This is a genomic window from Pseudomonas sp. DR 5-09, assembly GCF_001655595.1.
In the GTDB taxonomy this organism is placed as follows: Bacteria; Pseudomonadota; Gammaproteobacteria; order Pseudomonadales; family Pseudomonadaceae; genus Aquipseudomonas; species Aquipseudomonas pharyngis.
Genome location: NZ_CP011566.1, coordinates 1331734 through 1356519, shown reverse-complemented (window position 1 = coordinate 1356519; position 24786 = coordinate 1331734). Strand labels below are relative to the sequence as shown.

Annotated in this window: 33 protein-coding genes; 8 read left to right on the top strand and 25 right to left on the bottom strand. The window is 60.7% G+C overall.

The genetic code is table 11. The features are described 5' to 3' along the window. Positions 1-106 precede the first annotated feature (106 nt). The 5 genes from PDR5_RS06070 to tsaA all read left to right on the top strand — a co-directional run bounded on the left by PDR5_RS06070 (position 107) and on the right by tsaA (position 3627). A complete protein-coding gene (locus PDR5_RS06070) occupies positions 107-580 on the top strand; it encodes a GNAT family N-acetyltransferase (protein ID WP_064593881.1) in 474 nt (157 codons plus the stop codon). 83 nt (positions 581-663) lie between these two features. Then, complete coding sequence (locus PDR5_RS06065) at positions 664-1374, top strand: rRNA pseudouridine synthase (protein ID WP_011332751.1); 711 nt, start codon at positions 664-666, stop codon at positions 1372-1374. A gap of 74 nt (positions 1375-1448) precedes the next feature. Next, positions 1449-1916: a DUF1456 family protein gene (locus tag PDR5_RS06060; protein WP_064593879.1), complete on the top strand. Its 468-nt coding sequence runs from the start codon at positions 1449-1451 to the stop codon at positions 1914-1916. Positions 1917-2044: 128 nt separating this feature from the next. Further along, complete coding sequence (locus tag PDR5_RS06055; protein ID WP_064593878.1) at positions 2045-2815, top strand: SDR family oxidoreductase; 771 nt, start codon at positions 2045-2047, stop codon at positions 2813-2815. A gap of 113 nt (positions 2816-2928) precedes the next feature. Then, on the top strand, positions 2929-3627 hold the full coding sequence (tsaA, locus tag PDR5_RS06050; RefSeq protein WP_172829470.1) for a tRNA (N6-threonylcarbamoyladenosine(37)-N6)-methyltransferase TrmO: 699 nt from the start codon (positions 2929-2931) through the stop codon (positions 3625-3627). Between the two features lie 69 nt (positions 3628-3696). Here tsaA and fpr read toward each other — a convergent pair whose 3' ends face one another. Beyond that, on the bottom strand, positions 3697-4476 hold the full coding sequence (gene fpr, locus PDR5_RS06045) for a ferredoxin-NADP reductase (RefSeq protein WP_007908723.1): 780 nt from the start codon (positions 4474-4476) through the stop codon (positions 3697-3699). Between the two features lie 144 nt (positions 4477-4620). Between fpr and PDR5_RS06040 the strand changes: the two genes are divergently transcribed. After that, on the top strand, positions 4621-5547 hold the full coding sequence (locus PDR5_RS06040; protein ID WP_011332748.1) for a LysR family transcriptional regulator: 927 nt from the start codon (positions 4621-4623) through the stop codon (positions 5545-5547). Here the strand turns inward: PDR5_RS06040 and PDR5_RS06035 are convergent. From PDR5_RS06035 to PDR5_RS06025, 3 genes are all read right to left on the bottom strand, one after another. Further along, on the bottom strand, positions 5544-5906 hold the full coding sequence (locus PDR5_RS06035; RefSeq protein ID WP_003222276.1) for a diacylglycerol kinase: 363 nt from the start codon (positions 5904-5906) through the stop codon (positions 5544-5546). The two genes, PDR5_RS06040 and PDR5_RS06035, sit on opposite strands and share 4 nt — an antisense overlap. A gap of 75 nt (positions 5907-5981) precedes the next feature. Then, positions 5982-6632 (bottom strand): response regulator transcription factor ErdR, encoded by a 651-nt coding sequence (erdR, locus tag PDR5_RS06030; protein ID WP_007954938.1) that lies wholly within the window; start codon positions 6630-6632, stop codon positions 5982-5984. A gap of 224 nt (positions 6633-6856) precedes the next feature. After that, on the bottom strand, positions 6857-7600 hold the full coding sequence (locus PDR5_RS06025; RefSeq protein ID WP_064593874.1) for a tRNA-uridine aminocarboxypropyltransferase: 744 nt from the start codon (positions 7598-7600) through the stop codon (positions 6857-6859). A 189-nt stretch (positions 7601-7789) separates the two neighbouring features. On the opposite strand from PDR5_RS06025, the gene PDR5_RS06020 reads away from it, so the two are divergent. After that, positions 7790-8215, top strand: coding sequence for a PA3611 family quorum-sensing-regulated virulence factor (locus tag PDR5_RS06020; protein WP_064593873.1), 426 nt, complete (start codon positions 7790-7792; stop codon positions 8213-8215). Here PDR5_RS06020 and PDR5_RS06015 read toward each other — a convergent pair whose 3' ends face one another. Further along, positions 8216-8410 carry a hypothetical protein gene (locus tag PDR5_RS06015; RefSeq protein ID WP_011332745.1) on the bottom strand — a complete coding sequence of 65 codons (195 nt, stop codon included), beginning with the start codon at positions 8408-8410 and terminating at the stop codon, positions 8216-8218. A gap of 349 nt (positions 8411-8759) precedes the next feature. On the opposite strand from PDR5_RS06015, the gene PDR5_RS06010 reads away from it, so the two are divergent. After that, on the top strand, positions 8760-9878 hold the full coding sequence (locus PDR5_RS06010) for a TIGR00730 family Rossman fold protein (RefSeq protein ID WP_064593871.1): 1119 nt from the start codon (positions 8760-8762) through the stop codon (positions 9876-9878). A gap of 78 nt (positions 9879-9956) precedes the next feature. Here the strand turns inward: PDR5_RS06010 and recX are convergent, their stop codons facing one another. From recX to PDR5_RS05910, 20 genes are all read right to left on the bottom strand, one after another. Then, complete coding sequence (recX, locus tag PDR5_RS06005) at positions 9957-10427, bottom strand: recombination regulator RecX (RefSeq protein WP_064593869.1); 471 nt, start codon at positions 10425-10427, stop codon at positions 9957-9959. Between the two features lie 8 nt (positions 10428-10435). After that, on the bottom strand, positions 10436-11494 hold the full coding sequence (gene recA, locus PDR5_RS06000; protein ID WP_003222269.1) for a recombinase RecA: 1059 nt from the start codon (positions 11492-11494) through the stop codon (positions 10436-10438). Between the two features lie 83 nt (positions 11495-11577). Further along, positions 11578-12078, bottom strand: a complete 501-nt coding sequence (locus PDR5_RS05995) for a CinA family protein (protein WP_039771296.1) — start codon at positions 12076-12078, stop codon at positions 11578-11580. Positions 12079-12146: 68 nt separating this feature from the next. Next, positions 12147-12677, bottom strand: a complete 531-nt coding sequence (locus PDR5_RS05990) for a lysis system i-spanin subunit Rz (protein ID WP_064593867.1) — start codon at positions 12675-12677, stop codon at positions 12147-12149. Next, on the bottom strand, positions 12659-13222 hold the full coding sequence (locus PDR5_RS05985) for a glycoside hydrolase family 19 protein (RefSeq protein WP_064593865.1): 564 nt from the start codon (positions 13220-13222) through the stop codon (positions 12659-12661). The genes PDR5_RS05990 and PDR5_RS05985 overlap by 19 nt, the downstream gene beginning before the upstream one ends. Before the next feature lie 56 nt (positions 13223-13278). Beyond that, positions 13279-13521, bottom strand: a complete 243-nt coding sequence (locus PDR5_RS05980; RefSeq protein WP_064593864.1) for a hypothetical protein — start codon at positions 13519-13521, stop codon at positions 13279-13281. Positions 13522-13532: 11 nt separating this feature from the next. Continuing rightward, positions 13533-14735, bottom strand: a complete 1203-nt coding sequence (locus PDR5_RS05975) for a carbohydrate binding domain-containing protein (protein ID WP_064593862.1) — start codon at positions 14733-14735, stop codon at positions 13533-13535. 29 nt (positions 14736-14764) lie between these two features. Then, complete coding sequence (locus PDR5_RS05970; protein WP_064593860.1) at positions 14765-15205, bottom strand: phage tail assembly chaperone; 441 nt, start codon at positions 15203-15205, stop codon at positions 14765-14767. Between the two features lie 2 nt (positions 15206-15207). Then, positions 15208-16128, bottom strand: coding sequence for a gp53-like domain-containing protein (locus PDR5_RS05965; protein ID WP_064593858.1), 921 nt, complete (start codon positions 16126-16128; stop codon positions 15208-15210). 14 nt (positions 16129-16142) lie between these two features. After that, positions 16143-16709 carry a tail fiber assembly protein gene (locus PDR5_RS05960; RefSeq protein WP_064593856.1) on the bottom strand — a complete coding sequence of 189 codons (567 nt, stop codon included), beginning with the start codon at positions 16707-16709 and terminating at the stop codon, positions 16143-16145. Positions 16710-16716: 7 nt separating this feature from the next. Further along, positions 16717-17796, bottom strand: coding sequence for a phage tail protein (locus PDR5_RS05955; RefSeq protein ID WP_064593854.1), 1080 nt, complete (start codon positions 17794-17796; stop codon positions 16717-16719). Between the two features lie 128 nt (positions 17797-17924). Beyond that, positions 17925-18440, bottom strand: a complete 516-nt coding sequence (locus tag PDR5_RS05950) for a hypothetical protein (RefSeq protein ID WP_064593851.1) — start codon at positions 18438-18440, stop codon at positions 17925-17927. Next, entirely contained in the window at positions 18437-19588 is a 1152-nt protein-coding gene (locus PDR5_RS05945) for a hypothetical protein (protein WP_064593849.1), read from the bottom strand. The genes PDR5_RS05950 and PDR5_RS05945 overlap by 4 nt, the downstream gene beginning before the upstream one ends. Positions 19589-19699: 111 nt before the next feature. Beyond that, positions 19700-20101 (bottom strand): hypothetical protein, encoded by a 402-nt coding sequence (locus tag PDR5_RS05940; protein ID WP_064593847.1) that lies wholly within the window; start codon positions 20099-20101, stop codon positions 19700-19702. Positions 20102-20103: 2 nt separating this feature from the next. Beyond that, on the bottom strand, positions 20104-21039 hold the full coding sequence (locus tag PDR5_RS30020; protein ID WP_064593845.1) for a hypothetical protein: 936 nt from the start codon (positions 21037-21039) through the stop codon (positions 20104-20106). Positions 21040-21053: 14 nt separating this feature from the next. After that, positions 21054-21653, bottom strand: coding sequence for a YmfQ family protein (locus PDR5_RS05930; protein WP_011332730.1), 600 nt, complete (start codon positions 21651-21653; stop codon positions 21054-21056). Next, a complete protein-coding gene (locus PDR5_RS05925) occupies positions 21641-22684 on the bottom strand; it encodes a baseplate J/gp47 family protein (protein WP_064593843.1) in 1044 nt (347 codons plus the stop codon). Before PDR5_RS05925 ends, PDR5_RS05930 begins: the two co-directional genes overlap by 13 nt. Continuing rightward, positions 22674-23072 carry a phage GP46 family protein gene (locus PDR5_RS05920; RefSeq protein ID WP_007954906.1) on the bottom strand — a complete coding sequence of 133 codons (399 nt, stop codon included), beginning with the start codon at positions 23070-23072 and terminating at the stop codon, positions 22674-22676. Before PDR5_RS05920 ends, PDR5_RS05925 begins: the two co-directional genes overlap by 11 nt. Then, the gene (locus tag PDR5_RS05915; protein WP_064593841.1) at positions 23072-23581 is read right to left on the bottom strand and encodes a phage baseplate assembly protein V; all 510 of its coding nucleotides are present in this window, start codon (positions 23579-23581) and stop codon (positions 23072-23074) included. The genes PDR5_RS05920 and PDR5_RS05915 overlap by 1 nt, the downstream gene beginning before the upstream one ends. A 158-nt stretch (positions 23582-23739) precedes the next feature. Then, positions 23740-24783: a phage baseplate assembly protein gene (locus PDR5_RS05910; RefSeq protein ID WP_064593839.1), complete on the bottom strand. Its 1044-nt coding sequence runs from the start codon at positions 24781-24783 to the stop codon at positions 23740-23742. Positions 24784-24786 lie beyond the last annotated feature (3 nt).

The window sequence follows — 24786 nt, the reverse complement described above, 5'->3', positions numbered from 1 at the left end:
AAAAATACAGAAAGCCCCGCTCTCTTTTACGAGATGCGGGGCTTTTTTACGGCTAGAGTTTGTGAGGGGAAGGACTCCCTCATCCATGACAAAGAGGCTATCGGGCATGCGTCAGCATTCGGTCATCCACACGCCGAAACTCAGCGATTATCAGGAACTGACCCGGGTCTGGGAGGCCTCGGTCCGTGCGACTCATGATTTCCTGCCGGAATCCTACATCGAGCTGCTGAAGAATCTGGTGCTGACCCGCTACCTCGATGCGGTGATGTTGATCTGCACCCGGGACAGCCACCAGCGCATCACCGGGTTTGCCGGTGTCGCGGCGGGCAAGATCGAAATGCTGTTCATCGACCCGGCTCATCGCGGCCAGGGCCTTGGCAAGAAACTGTTGAAGTACGCGATGGAACACCTGAACGCCGACGAACTGGACGTCAACGAGCAGAATCCGCAGGCCCTGGGGTTTTACTTCAAGCAAGGGTTCGAGGTGATTGGCCGCTCGGAAGTCGATGGCATGGGCCAGCCGTATCCACTGCTGCATATGCGTCTGAAACAACCGGAGCAGCGCGCGGTACGCGGCTAAAAGCCACACGGCGCAAATGCAATCGGGCTTAACCGGCCCCAGGCAGGTACAATGCCCACCCCTTTTTTGTTACGGCCCCTGTCATGACTGACCCGATTCGCCTCTCCAAACGCCTCATCGAGCTGGTCGGTTGCTCCCGCCGGGAGGCCGAGCTGTTCATCGAGGGCGGCTGGGTCACCGTGGACGGCGAAGTCATCGACGAGCCGCAGTTCAAGGTCGGCGACCAGAAGGTCGAGCTCGACAAGGACGCCAAGGCCACCGCGCCGGAGCCGGTGACTATCCTGCTCAACGTGCCGGCGGGCATGGATGTCGACAGCGCCATGCAGTCGCTGAACGCCGAGACCCTCAGCGAAGAACACCGCTACGGCAAGCGTCCGCTGCGCGGGCATTTCCTGCGCCTGACCGCCAGCGCTGACCTGCAACCCAAGGCCAGCGGCCTGCTGGTGTTCACCCAGGACTGGAAGGTTTTGCGCAAGCTCACCGCCGACGCGGCCAAGATCGAGCAGGAATACGTGGTCGAAGTCGAAGGCGACATGGTTGCCCACGGTCTCAATCGCCTGCAGCACGGCCTCACCCACAAGGGCAAGGAGCTGCCGCCGGTCAAGGCCAGCTGGCAGAACGAAAACCGTCTGCGCTTCGCCATGAAGAACCCGCAGCCGGGGATCATCGCTCAGTTCTGCGAAGCGGTCGGCCTGAAGGTCATCGGCATACGCCGGATCCGCATCGGCGGCGTGTCCATCGGCAAGGTGCCGGTCGGCCAATGGCGCTACCTGTCCGGCAAAGAGAAATTCTAAGGCTCGCAAGCCACCCTACATTTCCGGCATCGCGCCCGCGTGATGCCCACAGCGAAAAGATCAGGATTGCACACATGGTTCACAACGACGTTCTGCGCAGCGTGCGCTACATGCTCGACATCAGCGACAAGAAAGTGGTCGAGATCATCAAACTCGGCGGCCTGGACGTCACGCTGGCTGATGTCGTGAAGTACCTCGACAAGAAAGAAGAAGACGAAGAAGGTTTCGTGCGCTGCCCGGACGAAGTCATCGCGCACTTCCTCGACGGTCTGGTGATTTTCAAGCGCGGCAAGGACGAAAGCCGTCCGCCGCTGCCGATCGAACTGCCGGTGACCAACAACATCATCCTGAAAAAGCTGCGTGTGGCCTTCGAACTGAAGGAAGACGACATGCACGCGATCCTCAAGGCTGCCGACTTCCCGGTGTCCAAGCCTGAGCTGAGCGCATTGTTCCGCAAGGTCGGCCACACCAACTACCGCCCGTGCGGCGATCAGTTGCTGCGCAATTTCCTCAAGGGCCTGACCCTGCGCGTTCGCGGCTGACCCATTCGATCACGGCGACTTCGGTCGCCGTTTTCATGCATGCCCCTCCATTCCTTCCAAAAATAGTGGCTCCGCTTTTCGCGGCCGGCGACTAGGGTGTACTGAACCCCTAGCCCTCAGGATTCGCCATGCACCCGTATTTTTCCCTGCAAGGCCGCACCGCCCTGGTGACCGGCGGCACCCGTGGTATCGGCAAAATGATCGCCAAGGCCTTTGTCGAGGCCGGCGCCCGCGTGTACGTCTGCTCCCGTGACGCTGAAGCCTGTCATCAAACCGCTGAAGAACTCAGTGCTCTGGGCACTTGTCAGGGCATGGCGGCGAATCTGGCGACCGAAGAAGGCGTGAAAGAGCTGGTTGCGCGAATGGGCGAGCAGATCACTCATCTGGACATTCTGGTGAACAACGCCGGCACCACCTGGGGCGCGCCGCTGGAGAGCTACCCGGTCAAGGGCTGGGAGAAGGTCATGCAGCTCAACGTGACCTCGGTGTTCAGTTGCATCCAGCAATTTCTGCCATTGCTGCGCAAATCCGGATCGGCGGCCAATCCGGCGCGGATTATCAATATTGGTTCGGTGGCGGGGATTTCTTCCTTTGGCGAACAGGCCTATGCCTATGGGCCGAGCAAGGCTGCCCTGCATCAACTGTCACGAATTCTCGCCCGGGAACTGGTGAGCCAGCACATCAACGTCAACGTCATCGCACCGGGGCGCTTCCCGAGCAAGATGACCCAGCACATCGGCAGCGACCAGCAGGCACTGGCCGAAGACACCGCGCTGATTCCGATGAAACGTTGGGGCCGCGAGGAAGAAATGGCAGCACTGGCGATCAGCCTGGCGAGTACTGCCGGGGCCTACATGACCGGGAACATCATTCCGCTGGATGGCGGGTTCAGCCTCTGACATCGGCGGTGAAGCTATCGCTGGCAAGCCAGCGATGGCGCCAGATCTGTTAGCACCAGACTTGAAGCCTGCCGGGTTATCATGCCCGCCCTGCTCCGCTTCGAATGCACACCATGACTTACAGCGTCTCCCCCATCGGCTTCGTCCGCTCCTGCTTCAAGGAGAAGTTCGCCATCCCGCGCCAGCCGCAACTGGCCCCCGCTGCCCGTGGCGTGCTGGAACTGGTGGCGCCGTTCGATCAGGGCGACGCTGTGCAGGGGCTCGAGCAGGTCAGTCATGTCTGGCTGCTGTTCCTGTTCCATCAGGCGCTGGAAGAAAAACCACGCCTCAAGGTCCGCCCTCCGCGCCTGGGTGGCAACAAGTCCATGGGCGTGTTCGCCACCCGCGCCACGCACCGGCCGAATGGCATCGGCCAGTCGGTGGTGAAGCTGGACAAGGTCGAGGCCAATCGCCTGTTCATCTCCGGCATCGACCTGCTGGACGGCACGCCGATTCTCGACATCAAACCCTACGTACCTTATGCCGACATCATTGCTGACGCCTCCAACAGCATCGCCAGTGCCGCGCCGCAACTGATCGACGTGCAGTGGACGGACGCGGCGCTGCAACAGGCGCACACGCACGCTCAGCGCCTGGCCGAGCCGCTGGTCGAGCTGATCGAGCAATGCCTGGCCCAGGATCCGCGACCGGCCTATCAGACGCCCGCGCCAGAGCGCGAATACGGCGCGCAGTTCTGGGATCTGGATGTGCGCTGGCATTACCCGACACCGGAGCAGATCCGCGTCCTGGAAGTCATCCCCGCCGCTGACTGAATCGCGAAAACGAAAAAGCCCGCGCTGCCTTCTCAGGCAACGCGGGCTTTTCTATCGGCATCGTCGGGATTATTTCTCGACGAATGCACGCTCGATCAGGTAGTCACCCGGCTCGCGCATCCGCGCCGAGATCTTCAGGCCGAAGCTGTCGAGCACTTCGCTGGTCTCGTCGAGCATGCTCGGGCTGCCGCAGATCATCGCGCGGTCGTCCTGCGGGTTGATCGGTGGCAGGCCGATGTCGCTGAACAGCTTGCCGCTGCGCATCAGGTCAGTAAGACGGCCCTGATTTTCGAACGGCTCGCGGGTCACGGTCGGGTAGTAGATCAGCTTGTCACGCAGCGCTTCGCCGAAGAACTCGTTCTGCGGCAGGTGCTCGGTGATGAATTCGCGGTAGGCGACTTCGTTGACGTAACGAACACCGTGAACCAGGATCACTTTCTCGAAGCGCTCGTAGGTTTCCGGGTCCTGGATCACGCTCATGAATGGCGCCAGACCGGTGCCGGTGCTCAGCAGGTACAGGTGCTTGCCCGGGTTCAGGTCGTCCAGCACCAAGGTGCCGGTCGGTTTTTTCGAGATGATGATCTCGTCGCCTTCCTTCAGGTGCTGCAGCTGGGAGGTCAGCGGACCGTCCTGCACCTTGATGCTGAAGAACTCGAGATGCTCTTCCCAGTTCGGGCTGGCGATCGAATAAGCGCGCATAAGCGGGCGGCCGTTTGGCTGTTGCAGGCCGATCATCACGAACTGACCGTTCTCGAAGCGCAGGCCCGGATCGCGGGTGCACTTGAAGCTGAACAGAGTGTCGTTCCAGTGATGAACACTGAGGACACGCTCGTGGTTCATGTTGCTCATGTACGTGGGACTCCTGGAGATTGATCTGCGCCTGCCCGGCTCGTGTTGAAGAATGCCGACGGTGCGCAATTGCATCGCATTCTAATAGCGCCGACAATATCTGTTAACTGGATTATTAAGATAAGGGTTATCGGTTATATCGATATGCGATTTACTCTTCGTCAACTGCAAGTCTTCGTCGCCGTCGCCCAGCAGGAAAGCGTGTCCCGTGCTGCGGGTCTACTCAACCTGTCGCAATCGGCCGCCAGCACGTCCATCACCGAACTGGAGCGCCAGTCCAGCTGCCAGCTGTTCGATCGCGCCGGCAAACGCCTGAGCCTCAACGCCCTCGGCAAACAGTTGTTGCCGCAAGCGGTGGCCCTGCTCGATCAGGCCAAGGAAATCGAAGACCTGCTCAACGGCAAATCCGGTTTCGGCTCACTGTCGGTGGGCGCAACCCTGACCATCGGCAATTACCTGGCGACGCTGCTGATCGGCGGTTTCATGCAGCGCCACCCGGAAAGTCAGGTAAAGCTGCATGTGCAGAACACTGCCAATATCGTGCAACAAGTGGCGCATTACGAAATTGATCTGGGTCTAATCGAGGGCGATTGCAGCCACCCGGACATCGAAGTACAGAGCTGGGTCGAGGATGAATTGGTGGTGTTCTGCGCCCCACAACATCCGTTGGCCAAACGCGGCAGCGCGACCATGGAGGAACTGACCCATGAAGCGTGGATTTTGCGGGAACAGGGTTCGGGGACGCGCCTGACCTTCGATCAGGCGATGCGGCATCACCGCAGCGCGCTGAACATCCGGCTGGAGCTGGAACACACCGAAGCGATCAAGCGCGCCGTGGAATCAGGCCTGGGGATTGGCTGCATCTCGCGTCTGGCGCTGCGTGACGCCTTCCGGCGCGGCAGCCTGGTGCCGGTGGAGACGCCGGATCTGGATCTGGCGCGGCAGTTCTATTTCATCTGGCACAAGCAGAAGTACCAGACCTCTGCCATGCGCGAATTCCTCGATCTGTGCCGCGCCTTCACCGCCGGGGTGCAACGCAGCGACGAGATCGTTCTGCCGAGCATCGCTTAAAGCAGAATCACCGCCCACACCAGCGCGATCATGCTCAGTGCCACGAATTGTGCGGCACTGCCCATGTCCTTGGCGTTCTTGGACAGCGGGTGCAACTCCAGCGAGATGCGGTCGATAGCCGCCTCCACCGCCGAATTCAACAGCTCGACGATCAGCGCCAGCAGGCACACCGCGATCAGCAGCGCCTGCTCGACCCGGCTGACATTGAGGAAAAACGTCAGCGGAATCAGCACCACGTTAAGCAGTACCAATTGGCGGAAAGCGGCTTCGCCGGTGAAGGCGGCGCGCAAGCCGTCCAGCGAATAACCGGATGCATTGAGGATGCGTTTCAGGCCCGTCTGGCCCTTGAAAGGTGACATAAAGTAGATAACCGACCGAAAGGAAGTGGGGAAGCTAGATCAACGAAAGTCAAAAAAGCGTGAAGACGCCAGTGCTTACTGGCTCGGAATTGACTCAAGTTGTTGCAGCAGTAAAGCTGCCTGGGTCCGGGTCCGCACGTTCAACTTGCGGAAAATCGCCGTGACGTGGGCCTTGATGGTCGCTTCCGACACACTCAGCTCGTAGGCGATCTGCTTGTTCAGCAAACCTTCGCAGACCATGGTCAACACCCGGAACTGCTGCGGTGTCAGGCTCGCAAGGCCATCGCTGGCGGCTTTGGCTTCATCCGAAACGCTGACCGCCTCGAACGCCTGGGGCGGCCAGAACACGTCGCCGTCCAGCACTTTGCGCACCGCTTCCTGAATCACGCTCAGGTCGCTGGACTTGGGAATGAAACCACTGGCACCGAATTCCCGGGACTTGACCATCACTGAGGCTTCTTCCTGGGCCGAAACCATCACCACCGGAATCTGCGGGTATTGGCCGCGCAGCATCACCAGCCCGGAAAACCCGAAAGCACCCGGCATGTTCAGGTCCAGCAGCACCAGATCCCAGTCAGCCTTTTCGGTCAGGCGGGTTTCCAGCTCCGCGATGCTCGCCACCTCTACCATGCGTACATCCGGGCCAAGGCCCATCGTCACCGCTTGATGCAGTGCGCTACGAAAAAGAGGGTGATCATCGGCAATCAGGATGTCGTATGTGGCCATTTTTCAAATGATCCTGTTTTTGATGGCAGGCCCGCGCATTCGGGTCGTGCCAAAGCAAATCCAGATACCGCCCGGCAGCGGCATCCACAGGGGCACGTTCAACGCCAATCACGAACAAAAACGGCGTTTCAAACCTTGGCCGCACCCCAATCGGCGCCAAGCATGACCAGCGAAGCCTAGGTGGTCAAGCCGCACGGCCACTGCTTTAGCAGTATGGGCCAGGATCAGGCCGGTACTGGCGCCGCGTTTCGGATATAGGGCAGCAATTCGGCGTGGGCCGGCGTCGACACATCGACGTCCAGTTGCTGCTTGGCCCCCAGGTAATGCTGGCTGAACACATCGAAATAGGCATCCAGCGCCGACGCCGCGTCCGAATCGCCGGCCAGTTCCAGGCACAATGCCGCCACTTCGGCGGTGCACAGGTGCTCGCTGCGGGTCGAACGGCGCAGGCGATAGCGCGACAGTTTGTCGGGCAACAGGCTGAGGATCGGCAAACGGTCGAAATACGGGCTCTTGCGGAAAATCTTCCGGGCTTCGGTCCAGGTCGCGTCCAGCAGAATGAACAGCGGGCGCTTGCTGCTATCGAGATCCACGGTGTTGGTCACCCGCGAAGGTTCGACGTACTCGCCGGGAAACACCAGATACGGCTGCCATTGCGGGTCGTTCAGCAGCGCCAGCAGTTGCTCGTCGGGCTCGGTCCGCGACCAGATAAAGGCATGGTTGTCGCGCACGATGTCGGCGATCAACCAGCCGGTGTTGCTGGGTTTGAACACTTCCTTGCCGGTCATGATCAGGCAAACGCCCGAGCGCGCATCGACCGTGGGCCGCCAGGCACACAGGCAATGGCTGATGATCACCCGGCAATCGCGGCAGCGCGGGGAGCGAAAGCCACGGGCCTGGATCGGCTTGATGCCTTCATCCTCGCGCTGGTCGCGCAGGCGGGCCACGGCGTTGGGGGCATGATTCATCGCAGGCGGCACCGGCAGACAGGAAAACTCGACACGAACGACACTCGGCAAGGCAATAAAGGGCGGCAGTTTACCAGAGCGATGGGGACAAGCCTGTACCCTCCCGACCGGCTCCCCTATAATTCGCCGCCACTGAACGCACAGTCACGTGGCTGGTCGAACCACCAGTCACTGAACCAGGAGAGTTTCATGCTGCGCCTTATCGTTCCCACCGCTGCCATTCTGCTGGCTTCGTCCTTCAGCGCTCAGGCTGCGTCCCTGAGTGAGCAGAATCTGAACCGAGAGCTGCGCAATGTCGCCGCACAAAGCAGCGTCGGCACGCCACGGGCGATCAACGAAGACATTCTTGATCAGGGCTACACCGTCGAAGGCACCACGCTGGTCAATCACCTGAGCGTGCAAAAGAGCCACGCCGACAAAATGCGCGCCGATCCCAAAGCCGTGTATTTTCAGCTGGGCGCCTCGGTCTGCAACAACCCGTCGTACCGCAAGCTGATGGCCAAGGGCGCGATCATGCGTTATGACTTCACCGAAGTGAAAAGCAACAAGGCGATCGGCTCCGCCAGCTACCAGGAATCGGATTGCCCGAAAGCGGCTCCAGCGAAGAAGAAGTAATCATCTCGACGTGGCGCGCCGCTGTTCATCCTCGGCGCGCAGTTCGGCCAGCAAGGCCTGCAAGTAACGCGAGCGGCGCTCCCCTCCCGCCAGGCGTCGGCAGCACTCCTCTTCGAGACTCACATGGTTGGTCTCGGCCGATGCTTTCAACAATCGATACAGCTGCGCATCGATCTCCAGAATGACTCTGGTCATGTGTCCCGCCTCCTTGCCACCCGCAAATCCTTGAATAGCGTGCACCTTGCGTACGCTCGTTGACGCAAAGTTGTCGTAAGGCGCCTTTAACTTAGTAAATCAGAGCATTCAGCCCTCGACGCTGCATCGGACGAGCGGTGAAAACACCTCGCAAAGCGGCAATAAGCAGTTGCCAGCAAAGACTTTGCGGCGCGATGCTCAGTGAGCGAAAAATGCATTGAGGGTCTAGATTCAACGTATTCCGATCTTTTATTACGGCAGGAAGGAGCTGCCGGCTGTTTGTTTTCTTGCAGCGCGGCACTGACGTCGCACGTCAGGGCCGGAAGCTCTGTGCAGAAGGAGAAGTTGCATGCCTTACCAACCGAATGACCTGCTCAGCCGTCATTTTCAGGAAAGCGGCCACGACCTCATCAGCAAGGTCGAAGAACAACTCAACCTGGTTTCACCCAACAGCCCGAATTCCCCCATCTACCGCGACATGATCCTGACCGTGCTGCGCATGGCCCAGGAAGATCACAACCGCTGGAATGCCAAGATCACCCTGCAAGCCCTGCGCGAACTGGAGCAGGCCTTTCGCACGCTCGAACAGTTCAAGGGACGACGCAAGGTCACGGTGTTCGGCTCAGCTCGTACACCGGTCGAACATCCCCTTTACGCCATGGCTCGGGAACTCGGGGCATCGCTGGCTCGCTCGAACATGATGGTCATCACCGGTGCCGGCGGCGGAATCATGGCCGCCGCCCATGAAGGGGCCGGTCGCGATCACAGCCTGGGCTTCAACATCACCCTGCCCTTCGAACAACATGCCAACCCCACCGTGGACGGCACCAACAACCTGCTGCCGTTCCATTTCTTCTTCACCCGCAAGCTGTTCTTCGTCAAGGAAGCCGATGCGCTGGTCTTGTGCCCAGGCGGGTTCGGCACCCTGGACGAAGCTTTGGAAGTGCTCACGCTGATCCAGACCGGCAAAAGCCCCCTGGTGCCGGTGGTGCTGCTGGACGCACCGGGCGGGACATTCTGGCAAGGCGCGCTGGACTTCATCCGTCAGCAATTGGAGGAAAACCGCTACATCCTGCCGACCGACATGAAGCTGATGCGCCTGGTCTACAACGTTGAAGAGGCGGTGGAGCAGATCAACCAGTTCTACGGCAACTTCCATTCCAGCCGCTGGCTCAAGCGCCAGTTTGTCATTCGCATGAATCACAAACTTAGCGATCAGGCCCTCGACCATATGCAGGAGGCTTTTGCCGATCTGTGCCTGAGCGATCAGTTCCATCAACACGCCTACGCCGGCGAAGAACACGACGAGGCTCAATTCAGCCACCTGACGCGCCTGGCATTCGCGTTCAATGCCCGAAATCACGGGCGTCTGCGGGAGCTGGTGGACTACATCAACCAGCCGGAAAACTGGGCCCAGTCAAAACCCCAGACCGCGCAACGCACCCGCGAACCGTCGAAGGTAACGTGAAGGCAAAAAAAAACGGCCCGCTATCGAAATAGCGGGCCGTTTACTTTTTAGATGAAGCTGAGCTGAAGCTGGAGCGATTTAATCGTCCATCCCTCTGCCGCTGAACAAGCGGTTGATCATCTCCATCGAGAATCCCCGGTACGCCAGGAATCGACCTTGTCTGGCGCGTTCCTTGGCATCGCCGGGAAGCTGTCCGGAGAACTTCCGTTGCCACGTGTCCGTTAGCTGCTCCTGCCAGTTGATACCGCTCTCACGCAAGGCGAGTTCGATATCGGCGCGTTGCAAACCGCGTTGGCTCAGTTCTTCGCGAATCCGCAGAGGGCCGTAACCGGAGCGGGCGCGATAGGAAACAAAGCTTTCAAGATAACGGGCTTCGGAAAGCAGCCCTTCTTCCGTCAAACGGTCGAGGGCGGTTTCGATCATCTCGGGGGGAGCGCCACGCTGACTCAGTTTGCGCGTCAACTCGACTCGACCGTGCTCGCGACGTGCGAGCAGGTCCATGGCGGTTCGCCGCACCGCGACGAGGGTATCGAGTACGGCAGTTGTCATCGGTGCAATCAGATGTCAGCGTCAGCCAGGTCGTCTTCGGTCTCTTTGACCGCAGAAGCCTTGGAGTCGGCGATCACTGCTGGCGACAGCAGTTTGTCACGCAGTTGCTTCTCAAGCTTGGCCGCGACTTCCGGGTTGTCCGCCAGGAACTTGGCCGAGTTGGCCTTGCCCTGACCGATCTTGGTGCCTTCGTAGGCATACCAAGCGCCGGACTTCTCGACGAAACCGTGCAGTACGCCCAGGTCGATCATCTCGCCGTTCAGGTAAATACCCTTGCCGTAAAGAATCTGGAACTCGGCCTGACGGAACGGCGAAGCAACCTTGTTCTTCACAACCTTGACGCGGGTTTCGCTGCCGACCACTTCGTCGCCTTCCTTCACCGCGCCGGTACGGCGGATGTCGAGACGAACCGAGGCGTAGAACTTCAGCGCGTTACCACCGGTGGTGGTTTCGGGGCTGCCGAACATCACGCCGATCTTCATGCGGATCTGGTTGATGAAGATCACCAGGCAGTTGGCGTTCTTGATGTTGCCGGTGATCTTACGCAGCGCCTGGGACATCAGACGGGCTTGCAGGCCCACGTGCATGTCACCCATTTCGCCTTCGATTTCAGCCTTCGGTACCAGAGCGGCCACGGAGTCGACGATGATCACGTCTACGGCGTTGGAGCGCACCAGCATGTCGGTGATTTCCAGGGCCTGTTCGCCGGTGTCCGGCTGGGAAACCAGCAGGTCGTCGACGTTGACGCCCAACTTGCCGGCGTACTCAGGGTCGAGGGCGTGTTCGGCGTCGACGAAGGCGCAGGTCGCGCCGGCTTTTTGAGCCTGGGCGATCACGGACAGCGTCAGTGTGGTTTTACCGGAAGATTCAGGACCGTAGATTTCAACGATACGGCCTTTTGGCAGGCCGCCGATGCCGAGAGCGATGTCCAGACCCAGAGAGCCGGTGGAAATGGCCGGGATCGCCTGACGGTCCTGATCGCCCATACGCATTACGGCACCCTTGCCGAATTGACGTTCGATCTGACCCAGGGCCGCAGCCAAGGCTTTCTTCTTGTTGTCGTCCATTAAAGTCCTCACGTAATCAATAAGGCCTGACGGCCAACACCTGTATAAGTAGCCAGTATTATTCCACAGCGTTCACGGATCGCCTACCCCTGATTTTCGATTTCTCGTGCCGCTAGTCGCAGCAAGCCCTCTAGCGCGGCCTTCACCGTTTGTCGGCGGACTTCGTCGCGGTTGCCGGGGAAGTGCTGGATCTCGCTGGAAACCTGGTCGCCCACGCCCCACGCCAGCCAGACGGTGCCCACCGGTTTGTTCGGCGAACCACCGTCCGGACCGGCCACGCCGCTGACCGCCACGGCAAACCGCGCCAGGCTTTTTTCCTGGGCGCCGCGCACCATGGCCTCGACCACTTCGCGACTGACTGCACCCACGGTGCCGAACAGCTCCGTCGGTACATTCAGTTGCTGGGTTTTCTGGCGGTTGGAGTAGGTCACGTAACCCGCCTCGAACCACGCCGAACTCCCAGGAATGCGGGTAATGGCTTCGGCAATCCCGCCACCGGTACAGGACTCGGCCGTCGTGACGTGAGCGTTAAGCAATTGCAGACGTCGGCCAAGTTCGGCCGCCAGTTGAGTGATTTCTTTCACGGCGCGCTCCGGATCGGATGGAATGGGTACCACCGTACACGAGCCGGTTGCGCTTTCAATACACAAGCTTATTCAAAATGTGCAGGCGCCAGCGCTCTGATATAGGCCTGACAGGCCTGCAAGGCAATCAGTCCGCGGTCGCCTTCGCCGGTGATGGCGACAATTCGTCGAGCATGCGCCGGGTCAAGTCGGGCGCGTACGGTTGCATGATCCACGCCGCCGGTGCCGGAGGCGGCTGGCACACCACAGCCTTGGGCAGCGTCGCCTGCGTCGATGAGGACTGACAGGCGCAGATCAGCAGTGGCAAGACGATCGCGCAGGCGATCCTGATCACGTTGGGCATCGTTCAGAGCTCGGTAATGGGTTTGTTCACTGGCCGTGAGCCGTTGCTCCAGGGCCAGACGCTTGTCCTGTTCGGCCTGTTGCGCGGTGGCGGCCGTCAGGGTCAGTTGATTGAGGATTTCGGTGTGCAACCGCGCCTGTTCGGCCAATTGGCGACCGTAGCGCCAGTCCTGAAACTGCCAGGCCAGCGCCGCCGACCCTGCGGCCAGCAGCATCAGGCCGATCAGCCGCCAGACGCTCAGACCGAAGGCAGGCATAGCACCGCCCTCGCCCGCCCCCAGAGTTCCAGGCGATCCTGCAAACCGTTCAACCCGCCGTTGATTCGCCGAGTGATGCTGTTGAACTGATCCTGATCCGCCAGCTCGTTCAGGCCGTTCTGCGCCCAGAACCACGCGGCGGACTCGGCCGCCCATTGCGGTTGCTCCAGCAGTTCCGGCAGCGCCAGCAGACGTTCATCGCCGAACAGCCCGAGACTGCACTGGCGGTAATTGCTGCGACCGGTGATCTGGATCAGTCCACGACCGCGATACTTCTGCCCGTCGCCATCGGCCTCGGGCGTGTTGCCCAGACGCAACGCCAGCGTACCGGTGTCATATTTGCTCAGGTATTGGTTGTTGCCCAGTTCACGCACGTACTGCAATTGCCCCGACTCGTGGCCGATTTGCGCCAGAAACGCAGCAACTCGCTTGGGCGTGTCGATGCGATGGCGCGCCATGGCGTCGTTGAGCGCAGAAACAAAAACGCCCGCTTGGCGGCGGGCGTTGGGCATGATGTTGAGTAGGTTGTCTTCAGTGATTTGCATAATGCTCGGTCCTCCCTGGATGCGCCGATTGAATCACGGTTGGCGACCAAAGCTGATCAGCCATTGTTTACCTCAGTTTTCAGCGTGCTGTCCGGGGAAACCTGGATCATTCGCTTGAACAACCCCAGCATGCCCTGGCTGGCCGTCGCACTCTCGAGCGGCAGATCCAGAGGCAGTACCTGTCCCCCGGAAACCAGCCACTCCTGGTACTCGAGCCAGTCACGGTTGGTCGGATCCTGTGGAATGAACGCTGAATCACCCAGGCGCAGAACGCCAGACGATGTGAGCTGATAGCTCATGGACTTGCCTCCTAGATTTCCGCGTCCGCGGTCCATTCGATCTGCAAAATCTGCCCGGGAACACTGCCGACAGGAGTCACAGTGGCAATGGCAAAGCTTCTCTCGGTCACGCTTTGCAAAACGGTTCCCGTACACGCCTTCATCAGGCCCTGATGCCAGACTTGATTGCTCGCATCTCCCGGGCAATACAGCACGATGGTAGGTTGTACGCGCTTGAGCACCTGCATATCGATGCTCATACCGTACTGACCGGTATTGGCTACCGCAGCCTGGGTGAAGTTACCAATGCAGGTTGCGGCACCATTGTTCGAACGGATCTGCAGACGGTTAGCAAAAGACTTCTCAAAATAACGCTGGCAAAGGCTCAGCTCTTCCGCCGCCGGACGGTATTCAAACGCTGTCGCAACCGGCCCCTCCTCCAATTGCATCTGTGCCAGATCGACGGTCTGCAACACGTTGAGCGGCAGATCGAACGACAAGGTCAGGCAGTCATTCACGCCTAGCATTTTCCCGGCGATGGTTGGCACCTGAAACGTTGCGCTGTATTTCTTCCACGACGTACTCAGTTGAAAGACGTCGACAACCTTCACGACACCCTCCGAACCGCCCGCCCCGAATTGCTGGGCAATCGTGACACGCAAAGGACGCGTCGCATCGGATCGCGCCCAGAAGCTGACTGTCGCCATTCGTCCGGCCAGGGTCCTGACCGATTCAATGCTCTGGGCGACTTTATGCACCGTTGCTCCCGTGCCTGCGGTGGCCTGCTGCCAGCGCAGGAAATAAGCGGGTTCACCCACGACTTCCGTTTGACCGAGGGCAAATTCCTGGCGCGAAATGCTGACACCAGCGTTGCCGTTCCAGTCGCACCGGAAGCGATCCGCCACATACCCACCGATGTTCGGCGCCTGATTGGTCGTGCCGCGTTGCCAGATATTGAATCCGCCATTGATCAACAGATTCTTGCGATACACCTGCACAGGAAACTGCTGCAACGGATCCGGTTTCGCCAGTTGCCGGATGGCCTGGGCCAGTTGATCGGTCTGCTCCTCATCCGGCGTCAGGCCGGCGGCCGTGATCGCGTTGAGAATTTCCTGGGTCACACTGTTGCCCCAACTGGCCGGGATCAACGATCCCGGTTTTCCGGCAATCGGGTCTTCATCGACGAACTTGCCATTCTCCAGGCCTGAGCCGGGAACGCTTTTCGGATAATCCACTTTGATTCCTCATTGATCGGGTCAACGGTTCAGCCGTTCGACCGCAGCAAGCCTTCAAGCCAGTCGGGCTCTACAGGGCGAGCCTGGGCATCCGGAAATTCCGGATCATTGGGCCAGTCGCGCATTGCCTGCCGATAGGCAAGAAGCTGTTTGAATTCTTCGGTACGCAGCGTCGTGCCCTCGCCGACTTCCAGCTCTTCAGCGTCACGCCACACCAGCCATTGAGTGTCTTGCAGGACGTTGTCGCGCCACGCGCGCTCCCGGGAAGCCAGTGCCTGCGGGGAGATGACCGGGTCGTTCAATACGGGCTGACCGCTGGCACTGGCGCTGATGACCTTGCCGCTTGCCTGCCCGGCAAACAGTTCGGCGTATTGGGCGCGGGTGATTTCCACGGCGCCTTCAGGTGGTTCCGGATAGGGGCTGTCGACCAGTTCAAAGCCGCGTGTCTGTGCATGAAAATAAATAGCCATGGTTATCGTCCCCAAACCAATATGCGCCCCGAAATTCCAGGTTCAGCCTTCACACTCGACGCCAGGACATTGCGAACCCTGGCAACAACCGTCGATGTCGTGGAGTTGGCCCCGTCGAATGCCCAGACAGTGACGTTGGAACTGCCCCAGCCTGCCGGATAACCCTCATTGGCGATCCCGCCGAGGACAGCATTGGAAAACATCATCGGCAACGACACCGTCATGACTCCATTCGCATCGGAGCCCCCGGTCACCCACTGCACGATCAAGCCGCTGGGAAGTTTCTGATATCCGGCCGTGGCGAACTGCGACGCATAGAGCGCCGAATACTTCAACGCTGCGGTGCCGTAAACGACCCAGACACCCGACTCCCGGACGAAGGTTGCGCTCTCGCCCGCGTTCATCGTGATCGAACCCAGATAGGCCCCCTGGGGGCTGATCTGCGTACCGGTTTTACTGGCAACCGTGACCGCTGCGCTGTTTCGGCAATGCAGGCTGATCGTCGCGCCGCTGGGCACTGCAGTGGCGTCCGGCAAGGTCACGGTGTACGCAGCGTTACCGCCCATCCCGATCGAGCAGCCGATATCGGCCAGGGTCAGTTGGGTCGAGCCGGAGATGCCGCGAGCGCTGGCGTAGTTGCCCAGCGCCCGCTGGACAAACTCGGCCGTTGCAGCCGATCGGCTGACATCGAATTGCGCAGCCGTCGTGAACAACCCCGGACTGCGCAGTGCGTCGAGCAGTTGATGAGTGTTCGCCTCGTTGGGCGTCATGCCGGCGGCCTGTACGACACTGAGAATTTCCTGCGTGACGCCGTTGCCCCAAGCGGCAGGAATCAGCGAGCCGGGTTTTCCGGCGACGGGATCCTCATCGACAAATTGCCCGTTCACCAGCCCGACGCTGGGTACGCTTTTGGGATAGTCCAAGATTCATCTCCTTATCAATCTGCTGTGCGGGTGCCAGGCACTGAAGGCCAGGTGATTTGCTCCGGGAAACCGGCCTGTTTTTCGATACGGTTCAGCTCCACGCTGTAGAGCTTCCACTCGAGCAATTGCAGTTGCTCTTCGTGGCTGGCGTCGCCGATGTCCTCGGCGTATTGCAGGGGAGCGATGCGCAGGATGGCGTCGCGCAGCAGCGTGTCGCGCTTGTCGACAAGGACAGACTTGATCGCGGACAAGTGTGCCGCTTCATCGAGCTTCCATGCCTGACCGTTCCAGATATACCCCTCCCCAGGCCAGAGCTCGGCAGTGAGGTAATCCGGTAATTCACCTGGTTCACCCCACATCTGTTTCGCCCCACTGTCCGTTCTGTAAACCACTCCTCGGTGATCGCTTACCTCACGAGGAATGTTGTTCACCAGAGCCCAGACACGACCACTTCCAGCCGATGGCAATTCAAAAGGCAGTTGCACCGAATTACTGGGCAACTGGACGCCAAGACCAGGAGTTTCGACAAACTCAACGGGACCAGACAGACAGCCCACGTGATCAAACAAGTAATTAAACATGAGCACCTCAGATAAGTTTGATCCGACCCGGATAGGCGATGTTTCGAGGACGCGTGATGCCGCCATGATTCAACAGGTCTGCGTCCGAAATCGGCGAAACAGTCTCAGAAGGGGTGATGTATTTGACGGTGGAGCCGGAGTAATCGGTGTAATTCCCCATATCGAACCCCAACTGGGCCTTTTGGGTACTGATGTGCGTAGCAAACAAGATATTGTCGCCAATGCCATTGTCGCCCTGGACCAACGAGCCTTTTTGCCAAGAGCCCGGCATACGTCCCGGATCAATCAGGCCACCCTCAGCCAGTACCCTTAGAAACTCGCCACGGGCTTCTGGTAATCGGAAGTTTGTAGCTCCATCCCCCAAGGACCATGCACCGGCACGATCAGCTTCGGAACGCAACATGCCGGACTGTTGCGCGTGGTCCCAAAGCCAAGGCCAGTCCGAGCGGCTGAGTAACGAGCCATTCAAAGCGGCATAGCCACCCGGTAAGACCGAGAGAGTTGTCTCAAAGGCAATGTGGCCCAGTGACGAACCGTCCAAACGTCCGACCGGCCACCAGCTACCCGCGCCGTCGCTGCGCAAATGCCACCAGTCACCGCCACCCATCAGCACCAGAAACGGGTATCCGCTAGCAGACAAATGCGTGTGAAAACGGATCCGGTCGGTTCCGGATGCCTGCACCACCATTCGATTGCCGCTGTTGTCGACACGACGAACAATCACGTCGCGCACACCCAACCCGACATTAGCGCCGGGCAAGGTGATCGTCGTGGCACCGGGGCTGCCATCGATCAATACCAGACCCAGCTCCTGGTCGCTCAGAGCCTTCGAAGCGACAAGCCGCGTTACCACCGAGCGCATTGGGCTGGTAGCACCGATGATCGATTGAATGGCTTTGAACAACTGACCGGTATCCGCCTCGGCAGCCGTCATTCCGGCCCCCGTGATCACGTTCAGGATTTCCTGGGTTACGCTGTTGCCCCACACCGCCGGTATCAATGAACCCGGCGTTCCCGCCACCGGATTTTCATCGACGAACCGGCCATCGACCAAGCCGACGCTGGGGACGCTTTTTGGATAGTCCATTGGTGTTCGTTCCTCTGTAATGACAAATCAAACGCAGCAGCGGGCAAGCCTTCGCGACGGTGCCGACGTTTCTGTTCCTGAAAATAAAAAGCCCACAATGAAGTGGGCCTGGATAACGCTGACTGCGGTTACGAGGTCGGATTGGCGATCAGTTCACGAATGGCCTGCAGCGCCTCATCGGCAGCAGCGCGGGCCTGATCCATCTGACTGTTGGTTGCTAAGGTGCGGATCCGGGTCTTGGCTTTCAGGCGCAAGGTGCGCAGGGTCAGCAGGCTGTTGCTGAGCCGGGTCGCCTTGTCGAGAATCTGATCGGCTGCCTGCCTGGCACTGCGCCCTCTGGCGACCCAGGCTGCGACGGACAGTGGCACATCGTTTCTCGGGTAGCCCGCGTCCTGAAAGGACTGCGCGTCGACAGCCGCTTGAGCGTACTCCAGCGCCTTGAGCGGATCGCCGGCCAGCACCGCACGGGCGCTGTCGGCGGCCGCATCGACCCGAACGCAAAGCCCTTCGCCTTCCTGCTGATCCAGCTGACTGCCTCGTGCGCTGTCCATTACCCAGGTTTTTCCATCCCAGTCATGGGCAGCGGACGGCTGAAGTGGACGCAACCCCTCTTCGAATTGATGCAGTTCCTGAATGATGTTCATCGGATCAATTCCCATGAAAAATTGACGTTGACCGCAGAGCTGAAATTGATGGCGATCCCATTGGAGTAGTCGCCGGGTGACAGGTTTTTCAGACCCATGCTGAACAGCAGTTCATCGCTGGAAGCATTACTGGCGCCCAAAGTGTGCTCGGCCTGATAGACCTGCCAGAGAGAGCGCAATTCGTTGTGGTCGAAGCTCGCTGTCAGGGTCGATACGGTTGTGTCGTTGAGCACGTTGCTGGTGAAGATGCACGCCATCGCACCTGCAGTGGACCAACCGTCCCAGTTGCCCGAAGTCCCCACGGTCGGATTCAGGTAGCAATAGTTGCCGCCCAACCAACCGCCCGGTGCAAAGGACACGCCGGTAATGCCTGTAGGATGCGGTGTCGGGTTGCCCACCACCAGTCGAGCCGCTCGGGTGTGGGGATCGACAGGCAAATAGACCACGCCATTGCCGTTGACGGTCTGGCTCCATGCCAGATGCTTGCGGTTGTAGACCGGTCTGACGATCGGTACCGAGCCGGGCCCGGCAGTCACCACCCAGGCCAGGCACATATCCAGCGGCGTGGATTGAAAACCACCCCCTGCTGCACTGTTGACGGTGCCCTTCAATCCTTCAGGTGCCGGGTCATAGATCGTTCCGCGCTGCATGTAGAACGTCAGTGCACCGCTAATGACCTGTGCCCTCAGGAAGTAGCCGGTGGCCGGCAACAGATCCGCACTGCTCCAGGCCTGAGTGGTGAACGTGCGAGACCTGCCCAACTGGCCTGAAACCACCTCCTGGCCAATGCTCACAAACACGCCCGCAGGAATCGACACACGTCCGCCGCTGGTCAACACCGCCGTTGGCGTGATCGGCAAGCGCCCATCAGGCGTCGCGACGGTCGGCAACGGCAATGAGCCGACGGGCAATGCTGAATCCAGACTCCAGCCCTTGGCCGAAACGCTCTGAATCGCTTGCAGCAGTTGATCGTATTTCTTCTCGTCCGGGTTCAGATCCCCGGCCTTGATCACGTTGATAATTTCCTGCGTGACGCTGTTCCCCCAATCCGCCGGAATCAACGATCCCGGCGTCCCGGTCAGCGGGTTCTCATCAACAAATTTCCCATTCACCAGACCGGCGCTGGGGACACTCTTTGGGTAGTCCACTGTTCAATTCCTGTAGGTATTCGCTGTGGCTCCAGCGATCGGCTGTCAGCTTGCGCACCGATGAAAAACGCCCGCACAGGGCGGGCGTCGGGCCAGAGGTGGAGCGCTTGTTCACTGTGCCCGAAGGGGCAACCGCGCCAGCCACTTGGGCGGTTCGGGGCGCGACGGGTTATCCGGCGTGTCGCTGGAGGCCGGCCAGTTGCGCAGCGCCTGACGCCAGGCCTGCAATTTCGAGAACTGTTTGTTGCTCAGGGACGGTTGCGCCCCGACGTCCAGCTCGTCGCGATGACGGGTCACCAGCCAGTCAGTGGCCATGAGCTCAGCCATGCGCCATTGACGCTCTGCCTCGATTTGCGCATCCGGCGAAACATCGACTTGCGGCGGCGCACTGAAGCGCTCGTTGTCGAACAGCCATCCGGTGGAAACCGGGAGGCCGACCGGCACCGGAATGCCGCAATCGACGTCCCCCGTCATCAGCGCCGTCACCACTCCATTTTCGATAATGGCCTTCATCCTCATACCTCCCATCTGACGCGAGCGTTGATTCGGCCTGAAGTGCTCAGGTTCTGTGACCACGCAGCGATCGCTACACGCGCCGTATAACGGTCAGTAAAACCACCCTCTGGCATGAACTGAGTACCGACAAAGTTGACCCCGATCTCCTCACTGATCACGCCATAGTCGGTTTTGACGTTGTCATCAAAATCATAAATCCCTGCAATGTACGCGCGAGGTTTGCGCGCCCAGTTCAACGGGACCGAGTAATTGCCATTGGCACCGGACCAGACACCGACCGCTTCCATGCGGGCCTTGTTCGCCAACAGCGTGAGCTTGGGTAAAGTCCCGGCTCCTGCGGTCACCACTCTGGCCACCAGCATGTCGATGCAGGTGGAGTCGAAACCACCGCCACTGCTCCCGGTTCCCGCCTTCATCCCTGCCGGGATCACATCGGTATCGAGACCTTTTTGCGTGTAGCAGACCAGTGCCCCGTTGCGGATCTGCATCCGTAGAAAATAGGTGCTGTTGATATCCAGTCCGGCGGAGGTCCACGCAGAGGTCAGCAACGTACGCGGGCGGGCCGTCATGCCAGCGCCAATTTCTTCGCCGAGGCAGACCAGCACACCGCCCGGCACTGACACGGTGCCGCCAGCGGCAGCACTCGCAGCACTGACCGGAATGCGCCCGTCGGCAGTGGCCACTGTTGGAAAAGCCAATGCGGCGAACGGCATCGCATCCTGAGACAAGACATTCTTCAGTGCCTTGAGCAACTGATCCGACTCGCTTTCGGAGGGGACCATCCCCGCCGCACGGATCACGTTCAGCAGCTCTTCCGTTACACCATTACCCCAAGTTGCGGGAATCAACGAGCCCGGTGTTCCGGTCAGCGGGTTTTCATCGACAAACCGTCCATCCACCAGCCCGGAGCTGGGCACACTCTTCGGATAATCCATCCCGTCACTCCTTCCTAGTCATAGTTGATATGCACCTTGGTGTGCGCCGGTGCCGCCCGATGAATCAGGCACTCCAGCGCCGAGCCCGGATTCACGCCGAAGCGTTCGCCCCAGTAGCTCGCGCCATAACGCCGGCCGAGCAGCAAGCGGCCGCCGGTGTTGAGCGTCCACATGAACTGCGCTTCCCAGGTGCCCCAATGCGCCGCGCCGAAACGCGAACGGCCCATGCGCGGGGCTTCGAGTTCGGTAATGGTGGCGTTGGGGTAACCCTGGCTTTTGGCGATTTCCAGGTAGTAGCCGACGGCCTGGCTGCCGACCGCCAGCAAGCGGCGGCGCACGGCGAGGCGGCGGTCGTCGAACAGCGGCGTGGCGCCGAGGCACGGGTCGGGCAGGTTCATCACCTGTTCCCAGTCCGGCACCAGTTCGCTGACGCCGGCCGGGTCCATCTCGTTGAGCAGGTCGGCGGCGCGGGCGTCGAGGCGCGCCAGTTCGACGGCGACGCCTTGCAGCACTTCCTCGAGTTCCGGCACGCGCTCCGGATCCCACGCCGGACCGCTCGGCAGCAAGGCGCGCAGTTGCGCCTGGTATTGCGCGGCGGTTCTTATGGCAGCCATACGCAACCCCCGAAGGTGAGCAGTTCGCTGTCACCCGCGGCCACGTTCGCCAGCGGCGCCGACAGCACGTGATCGGTTTCACCCGCCGCGCTGCTGATCGCTTCGCGGATGTGGCTGATCAACAGATCTTCGCCCAGGTCGGCTTCACGGTTATGCAGGTCGCGCAACTGGGTTTCGACGGCGGCACGCACCGCAGTGGTGTCGGGGGTCAGCTTCAGTTGATAGGTCACCGGTTTCTGCACCGGCGGACGCACATGGACTTCGGCGGTCACCGGGCGCAGCGGCTCAATGTAGGCCTGCACTTCGGCCAGTTGCTCGGCATTCGGCACCGGTTGCGGATCATCGTCGCGCATGATGTACACGCCGACGGTGCCCGGCCCGAGGAAGCCGCCTCGGCACCAGGCACGAGTCACGCCCGGCACTTCCAGCGCCCAGGTCTCGTAGTCGCTGGCCGAACCGCCGTGAGGGATCACGCGGTAGGAACGAATCACCCGCGAGCGCAACGACTCCAGGCTTTCCCGCGCCACGCCGCCATTGAGCCCCGGCGCCAGCACCACAAAACTGTTGCCGACCACGCCGGTGATCGGCTGCACCGGCGTCAACGCCAGCCCGGCCTCGGCATTGCCCAGGCTGCCGGCCTCCAGCGCGGCGATGCTGGTGCTGTTGACGCCATTGACGGTGGTGCGGGTGGCGGTGACTTTGAAGGTGCGGCCGTCACTCGACTGCAGCAACGTATCGGCGTCCAGCACCGCGCCCGCCGTCGCGTTGAAGCTGACGTTGCCGGTGGCGACCTGCGCCGGTTTGCGCGGCTGGTTCAGGCGCAGTGCGGCGATGCGTTCCAGGGTCGATTCATCGGCGGTGTCGGGCAGGATCTGCTCGGCAATCCAGTCGAGGTAGCCGTACAGGCCATAAGCGGCGCCGCCGAGTGTGCGGGCCAGGACTTGCGCATCGGACTGGCGCAGCGAATCGCCGGCCAGGTCGCTTTGGGTGCGCTTGATCAGCACCGGCAGCGAAGGGGTTTCAAACGGCATAGATCACCTGCCAACTGTTATCGGGGTTGATGTCCAGGCGTTCGCCGTCGGCCAGGGTCAGGACCGTGCGCAGGTTCAGGCGCTGGGCGTCGAGGCGTTCGCTGATGATGTCGATGGCGCTGCAGTGGCCGTCATCGATCAGCCATTGCAAGGCTTCGCGGGCATAGAACTCGGCGTCCATCTGGGTCTGGCGGGTCAGCTTGACCCGGCGCAGCAGCCACAGCCGCGAGCCAATGCGATCGTCAGCCACGGTGGGAAAGGTGTCGCCCCACCAGCCGAAACGCTCCTCGTCATCGAGGGCATCGTCGTCGGCGGCACGGCGCCAGGTGAACAGGCTGATCAGCACCGCACGGGTCAGCGCGGCGTGGAGGTTCTGACTGAACAGCATCACTGACCTCCCGCCGGCGCGCCGGTCTGGCCACTGCCGGCCTGCACGCCAACGTGCACGTGTTTGATCTGGCTGATGCCGCCGGCCAACTGATCGCCGGTTGAGACGATCTTGCCGGTCTGGTTGATCACCGGCGTGTCGAAGTTCACGGCGGTGCTCGCGCGGATATTGAGCGTGGCGGTTTCGATGTCGATGATCCGCCCCCGCTTGAAGTGAATTTTGTCGCCCTCGTCGGTGTAGATCGCCACCTCGCCGGCCGCCAGCGATTGCAGGCGGTAACGGCGGTCGGCGACCACCAGGGCGATGGCGTGGGAACGGTCGCCGCCGAGAAACGTGACGACGCCTTCGGCACCGGCCAGCGGATGGCTGGTGAAACCGTAGGGTTCGAAGTGCTCCAGGTCGTCGTTCACTTCACCGGCGGTGAGGCGCATTTGCAGCGATTGCAGCTTGGATGCCGAATTGGCGAGCACGACAGTGCCGCGCGCCAGCAGGCGTGTCAGTAGGCTCATGAATTGTCCTCAGGACTTTGCCAACACAAAACCTGTGGGAGCGGGCTTGCCCGCGATGGCGGTGTGTCAGGCAAAGTAGTGTTTGCGGTAACTACCGCTATCGCGGGCAAGCCCGCTCCCACAGGGCCAGGTGATGCCAGTCAGGTTCGGCGTCAGGCTCAGGTTTTTTTCGGGGGCGTCGGGTCAGGATCGAAGGTATGCGGCGGCGCCACTTGCAGCGTGGTCACCGAGCCTTGTGCCGACAGCGAATACGTCACCTTGGAGATCAGCATGTCGCCATCGAAACCGAGTACCGGATCCTTGACCTTCACCAGCGTGTTGTGGCGCCACAGATCGCCGTTGGACTGGCGCCAGCCCTGCACCTGATACGTGGTGGTCAGCGCCCGGCCCATGCGCGTGGCGCTTTCCCACTGGGCCCGCTGCTGGGCCAGTTCGAACGTCAGTTGCGAGCCTTCGTTGATGATCGTGGTGCGCCGACGCTTGAAGCTCAGGTCGGTGGCGCTGGATTCAACCTCGCTGACCGCCGCCCCGCTCTTCTTGTCGTTGCCCTTTTGCTGGCCGATCACCCGGTATTCGGAGAACACCTGGCTGTGATCCATCGGCGCATTGGCCGAGAGAATGTTCTTGCCCAGCTCCAGCGCATCGCTCGCGCGGCCGCCGCTGCCCGGTTTGGCCAGCACCAGCCGACCTTCGGCGTCATCGGTGGAAAACACCCGGTACAGCGAGAGCAAACGGTCGATCGACTGAAACACCGTTTCACCCGGAACGATGGTGTGTTTGCTCAGGCGTGCGGTCTCGGGAATCTCGTTGACCACAAACTGCGAGTATTCCCCGGCCAGGGCCTGGACGATGTTCAACAGCGGCTGTTCCTGCCATTGGCCGGGAATGTTTCGCGCCGCACAATCGACCAGATCCTGGGTCTTGGAACTGCCTTCGATGCTCAGGCTGATCTGCCGCCCGTCATAGCTGATCGGCGCCTTGAACACATAACCGGTGAGCACCAGATCCTGGCCGATCCGCACTTCGCACGGGTCGCCGGCCTTGATCCGCTGATCCAAGGTCTGCCCCGGCCATTGCCAGGTGATGTCGAGTTTGAAGGTGCGGAACTGACGCTCCAGGTCCGCGGTGATCTGCACGCTTTTCCAGCCGCCGTATTCCATGTTGTCGACGGTCAGCGTGACGCGGTTGTCCATCTCGCTCATGGC

Coding starts and splice junctions, on each gene's coding strand:
- PDR5_RS05915 (WP_064593841.1), bottom strand. CDS start 23,581: ATGAGCCTACTGACACGCCTGCTGGCGCGCGGCACTGTCGTGCTCGCC.
- PDR5_RS06070 (WP_064593881.1), top strand. CDS start 107: ATGCGTCAGCATTCGGTCATCCACACGCCGAAACTCAGCGATTATCAG.
- PDR5_RS05960 (WP_064593856.1), bottom strand. CDS start 16,709: ATGTTTAATTACTTGTTTGATCACGTGGGCTGTCTGTCTGGTCCCGTT.
- PDR5_RS05970 (WP_064593860.1), bottom strand. CDS start 15,205: ATGGCTATTTATTTTCATGCACAGACACGCGGCTTTGAACTGGTCGAC.
- PDR5_RS06020 (WP_064593873.1), top strand. CDS start 7,790: ATGCTGCGCCTTATCGTTCCCACCGCTGCCATTCTGCTGGCTTCGTCC.
- erdR (WP_007954938.1), bottom strand. CDS start 6,632: ATGGCCACATACGACATCCTGATTGCCGATGATCACCCTCTTTTTCGT.
- PDR5_RS05955 (WP_064593854.1), bottom strand. CDS start 17,796: ATGGACTATCCAAAAAGCGTCCCCAGCGTCGGCTTGGTCGATGGCCGG.
- PDR5_RS05940 (WP_064593847.1), bottom strand. CDS start 20,101: ATGAAGGCCATTATCGAAAATGGAGTGGTGACGGCGCTGATGACGGGG.
- recA (WP_003222269.1), bottom strand. CDS start 11,494: ATGGACGACAACAAGAAGAAAGCCTTGGCTGCGGCCCTGGGTCAGATC.
- recX (WP_064593869.1), bottom strand. CDS start 10,427: ATGACAACTGCCGTACTCGATACCCTCGTCGCGGTGCGGCGAACCGCC.
- PDR5_RS05920 (WP_007954906.1), bottom strand. CDS start 23,072: ATGCTGTTCAGTCAGAACCTCCACGCCGCGCTGACCCGTGCGGTGCTG.
- fpr (WP_007908723.1), bottom strand. CDS start 4,476: ATGAGCAACATGAACCACGAGCGTGTCCTCAGTGTTCATCACTGGAAC.
- PDR5_RS05985 (WP_064593865.1), bottom strand. CDS start 13,222: ATGCAAATCACTGAAGACAACCTACTCAACATCATGCCCAACGCCCGC.
- PDR5_RS06055 (WP_064593878.1), top strand. CDS start 2,045: ATGCACCCGTATTTTTCCCTGCAAGGCCGCACCGCCCTGGTGACCGGC.
- PDR5_RS05910 (WP_064593839.1), bottom strand. CDS start 24,783: ATGAGCGAGATGGACAACCGCGTCACGCTGACCGTCGACAACATGGAA.
- PDR5_RS05925 (WP_064593843.1), bottom strand. CDS start 22,684: ATGCCGTTTGAAACCCCTTCGCTGCCGGTGCTGATCAAGCGCACCCAA.
- PDR5_RS06035 (WP_003222276.1), bottom strand. CDS start 5,906: ATGTCACCTTTCAAGGGCCAGACGGGCCTGAAACGCATCCTCAATGCA.
- PDR5_RS06040 (WP_011332748.1), top strand. CDS start 4,621: ATGCGATTTACTCTTCGTCAACTGCAAGTCTTCGTCGCCGTCGCCCAG.
- PDR5_RS05980 (WP_064593864.1), bottom strand. CDS start 13,521: ATGAGCTATCAGCTCACATCGTCTGGCGTTCTGCGCCTGGGTGATTCA.
- PDR5_RS05930 (WP_011332730.1), bottom strand. CDS start 21,653: ATGGCTGCCATAAGAACCGCCGCGCAATACCAGGCGCAACTGCGCGCC.
- tsaA (WP_172829470.1), top strand. CDS start 2,929: ATGACTTACAGCGTCTCCCCCATCGGCTTCGTCCGCTCCTGCTTCAAG.
- PDR5_RS06065 (WP_011332751.1), top strand. CDS start 664: ATGACTGACCCGATTCGCCTCTCCAAACGCCTCATCGAGCTGGTCGGT.
- PDR5_RS06010 (WP_064593871.1), top strand. CDS start 8,760: ATGCCTTACCAACCGAATGACCTGCTCAGCCGTCATTTTCAGGAAAGC.
- PDR5_RS06015 (WP_011332745.1), bottom strand. CDS start 8,410: ATGACCAGAGTCATTCTGGAGATCGATGCGCAGCTGTATCGATTGTTG.
- PDR5_RS05950 (WP_064593851.1), bottom strand. CDS start 18,440: ATGAACATCATTCAGGAACTGCATCAATTCGAAGAGGGGTTGCGTCCA.
- PDR5_RS05990 (WP_064593867.1), bottom strand. CDS start 12,677: ATGCCTGCCTTCGGTCTGAGCGTCTGGCGGCTGATCGGCCTGATGCTG.
- PDR5_RS06060 (WP_064593879.1), top strand. CDS start 1,449: ATGGTTCACAACGACGTTCTGCGCAGCGTGCGCTACATGCTCGACATC.
- PDR5_RS30020 (WP_064593845.1), bottom strand. CDS start 21,039: ATGGATTATCCGAAGAGTGTGCCCAGCTCCGGGCTGGTGGATGGACGG.
- PDR5_RS06025 (WP_064593874.1), bottom strand. CDS start 7,600: ATGAATCATGCCCCCAACGCCGTGGCCCGCCTGCGCGACCAGCGCGAG.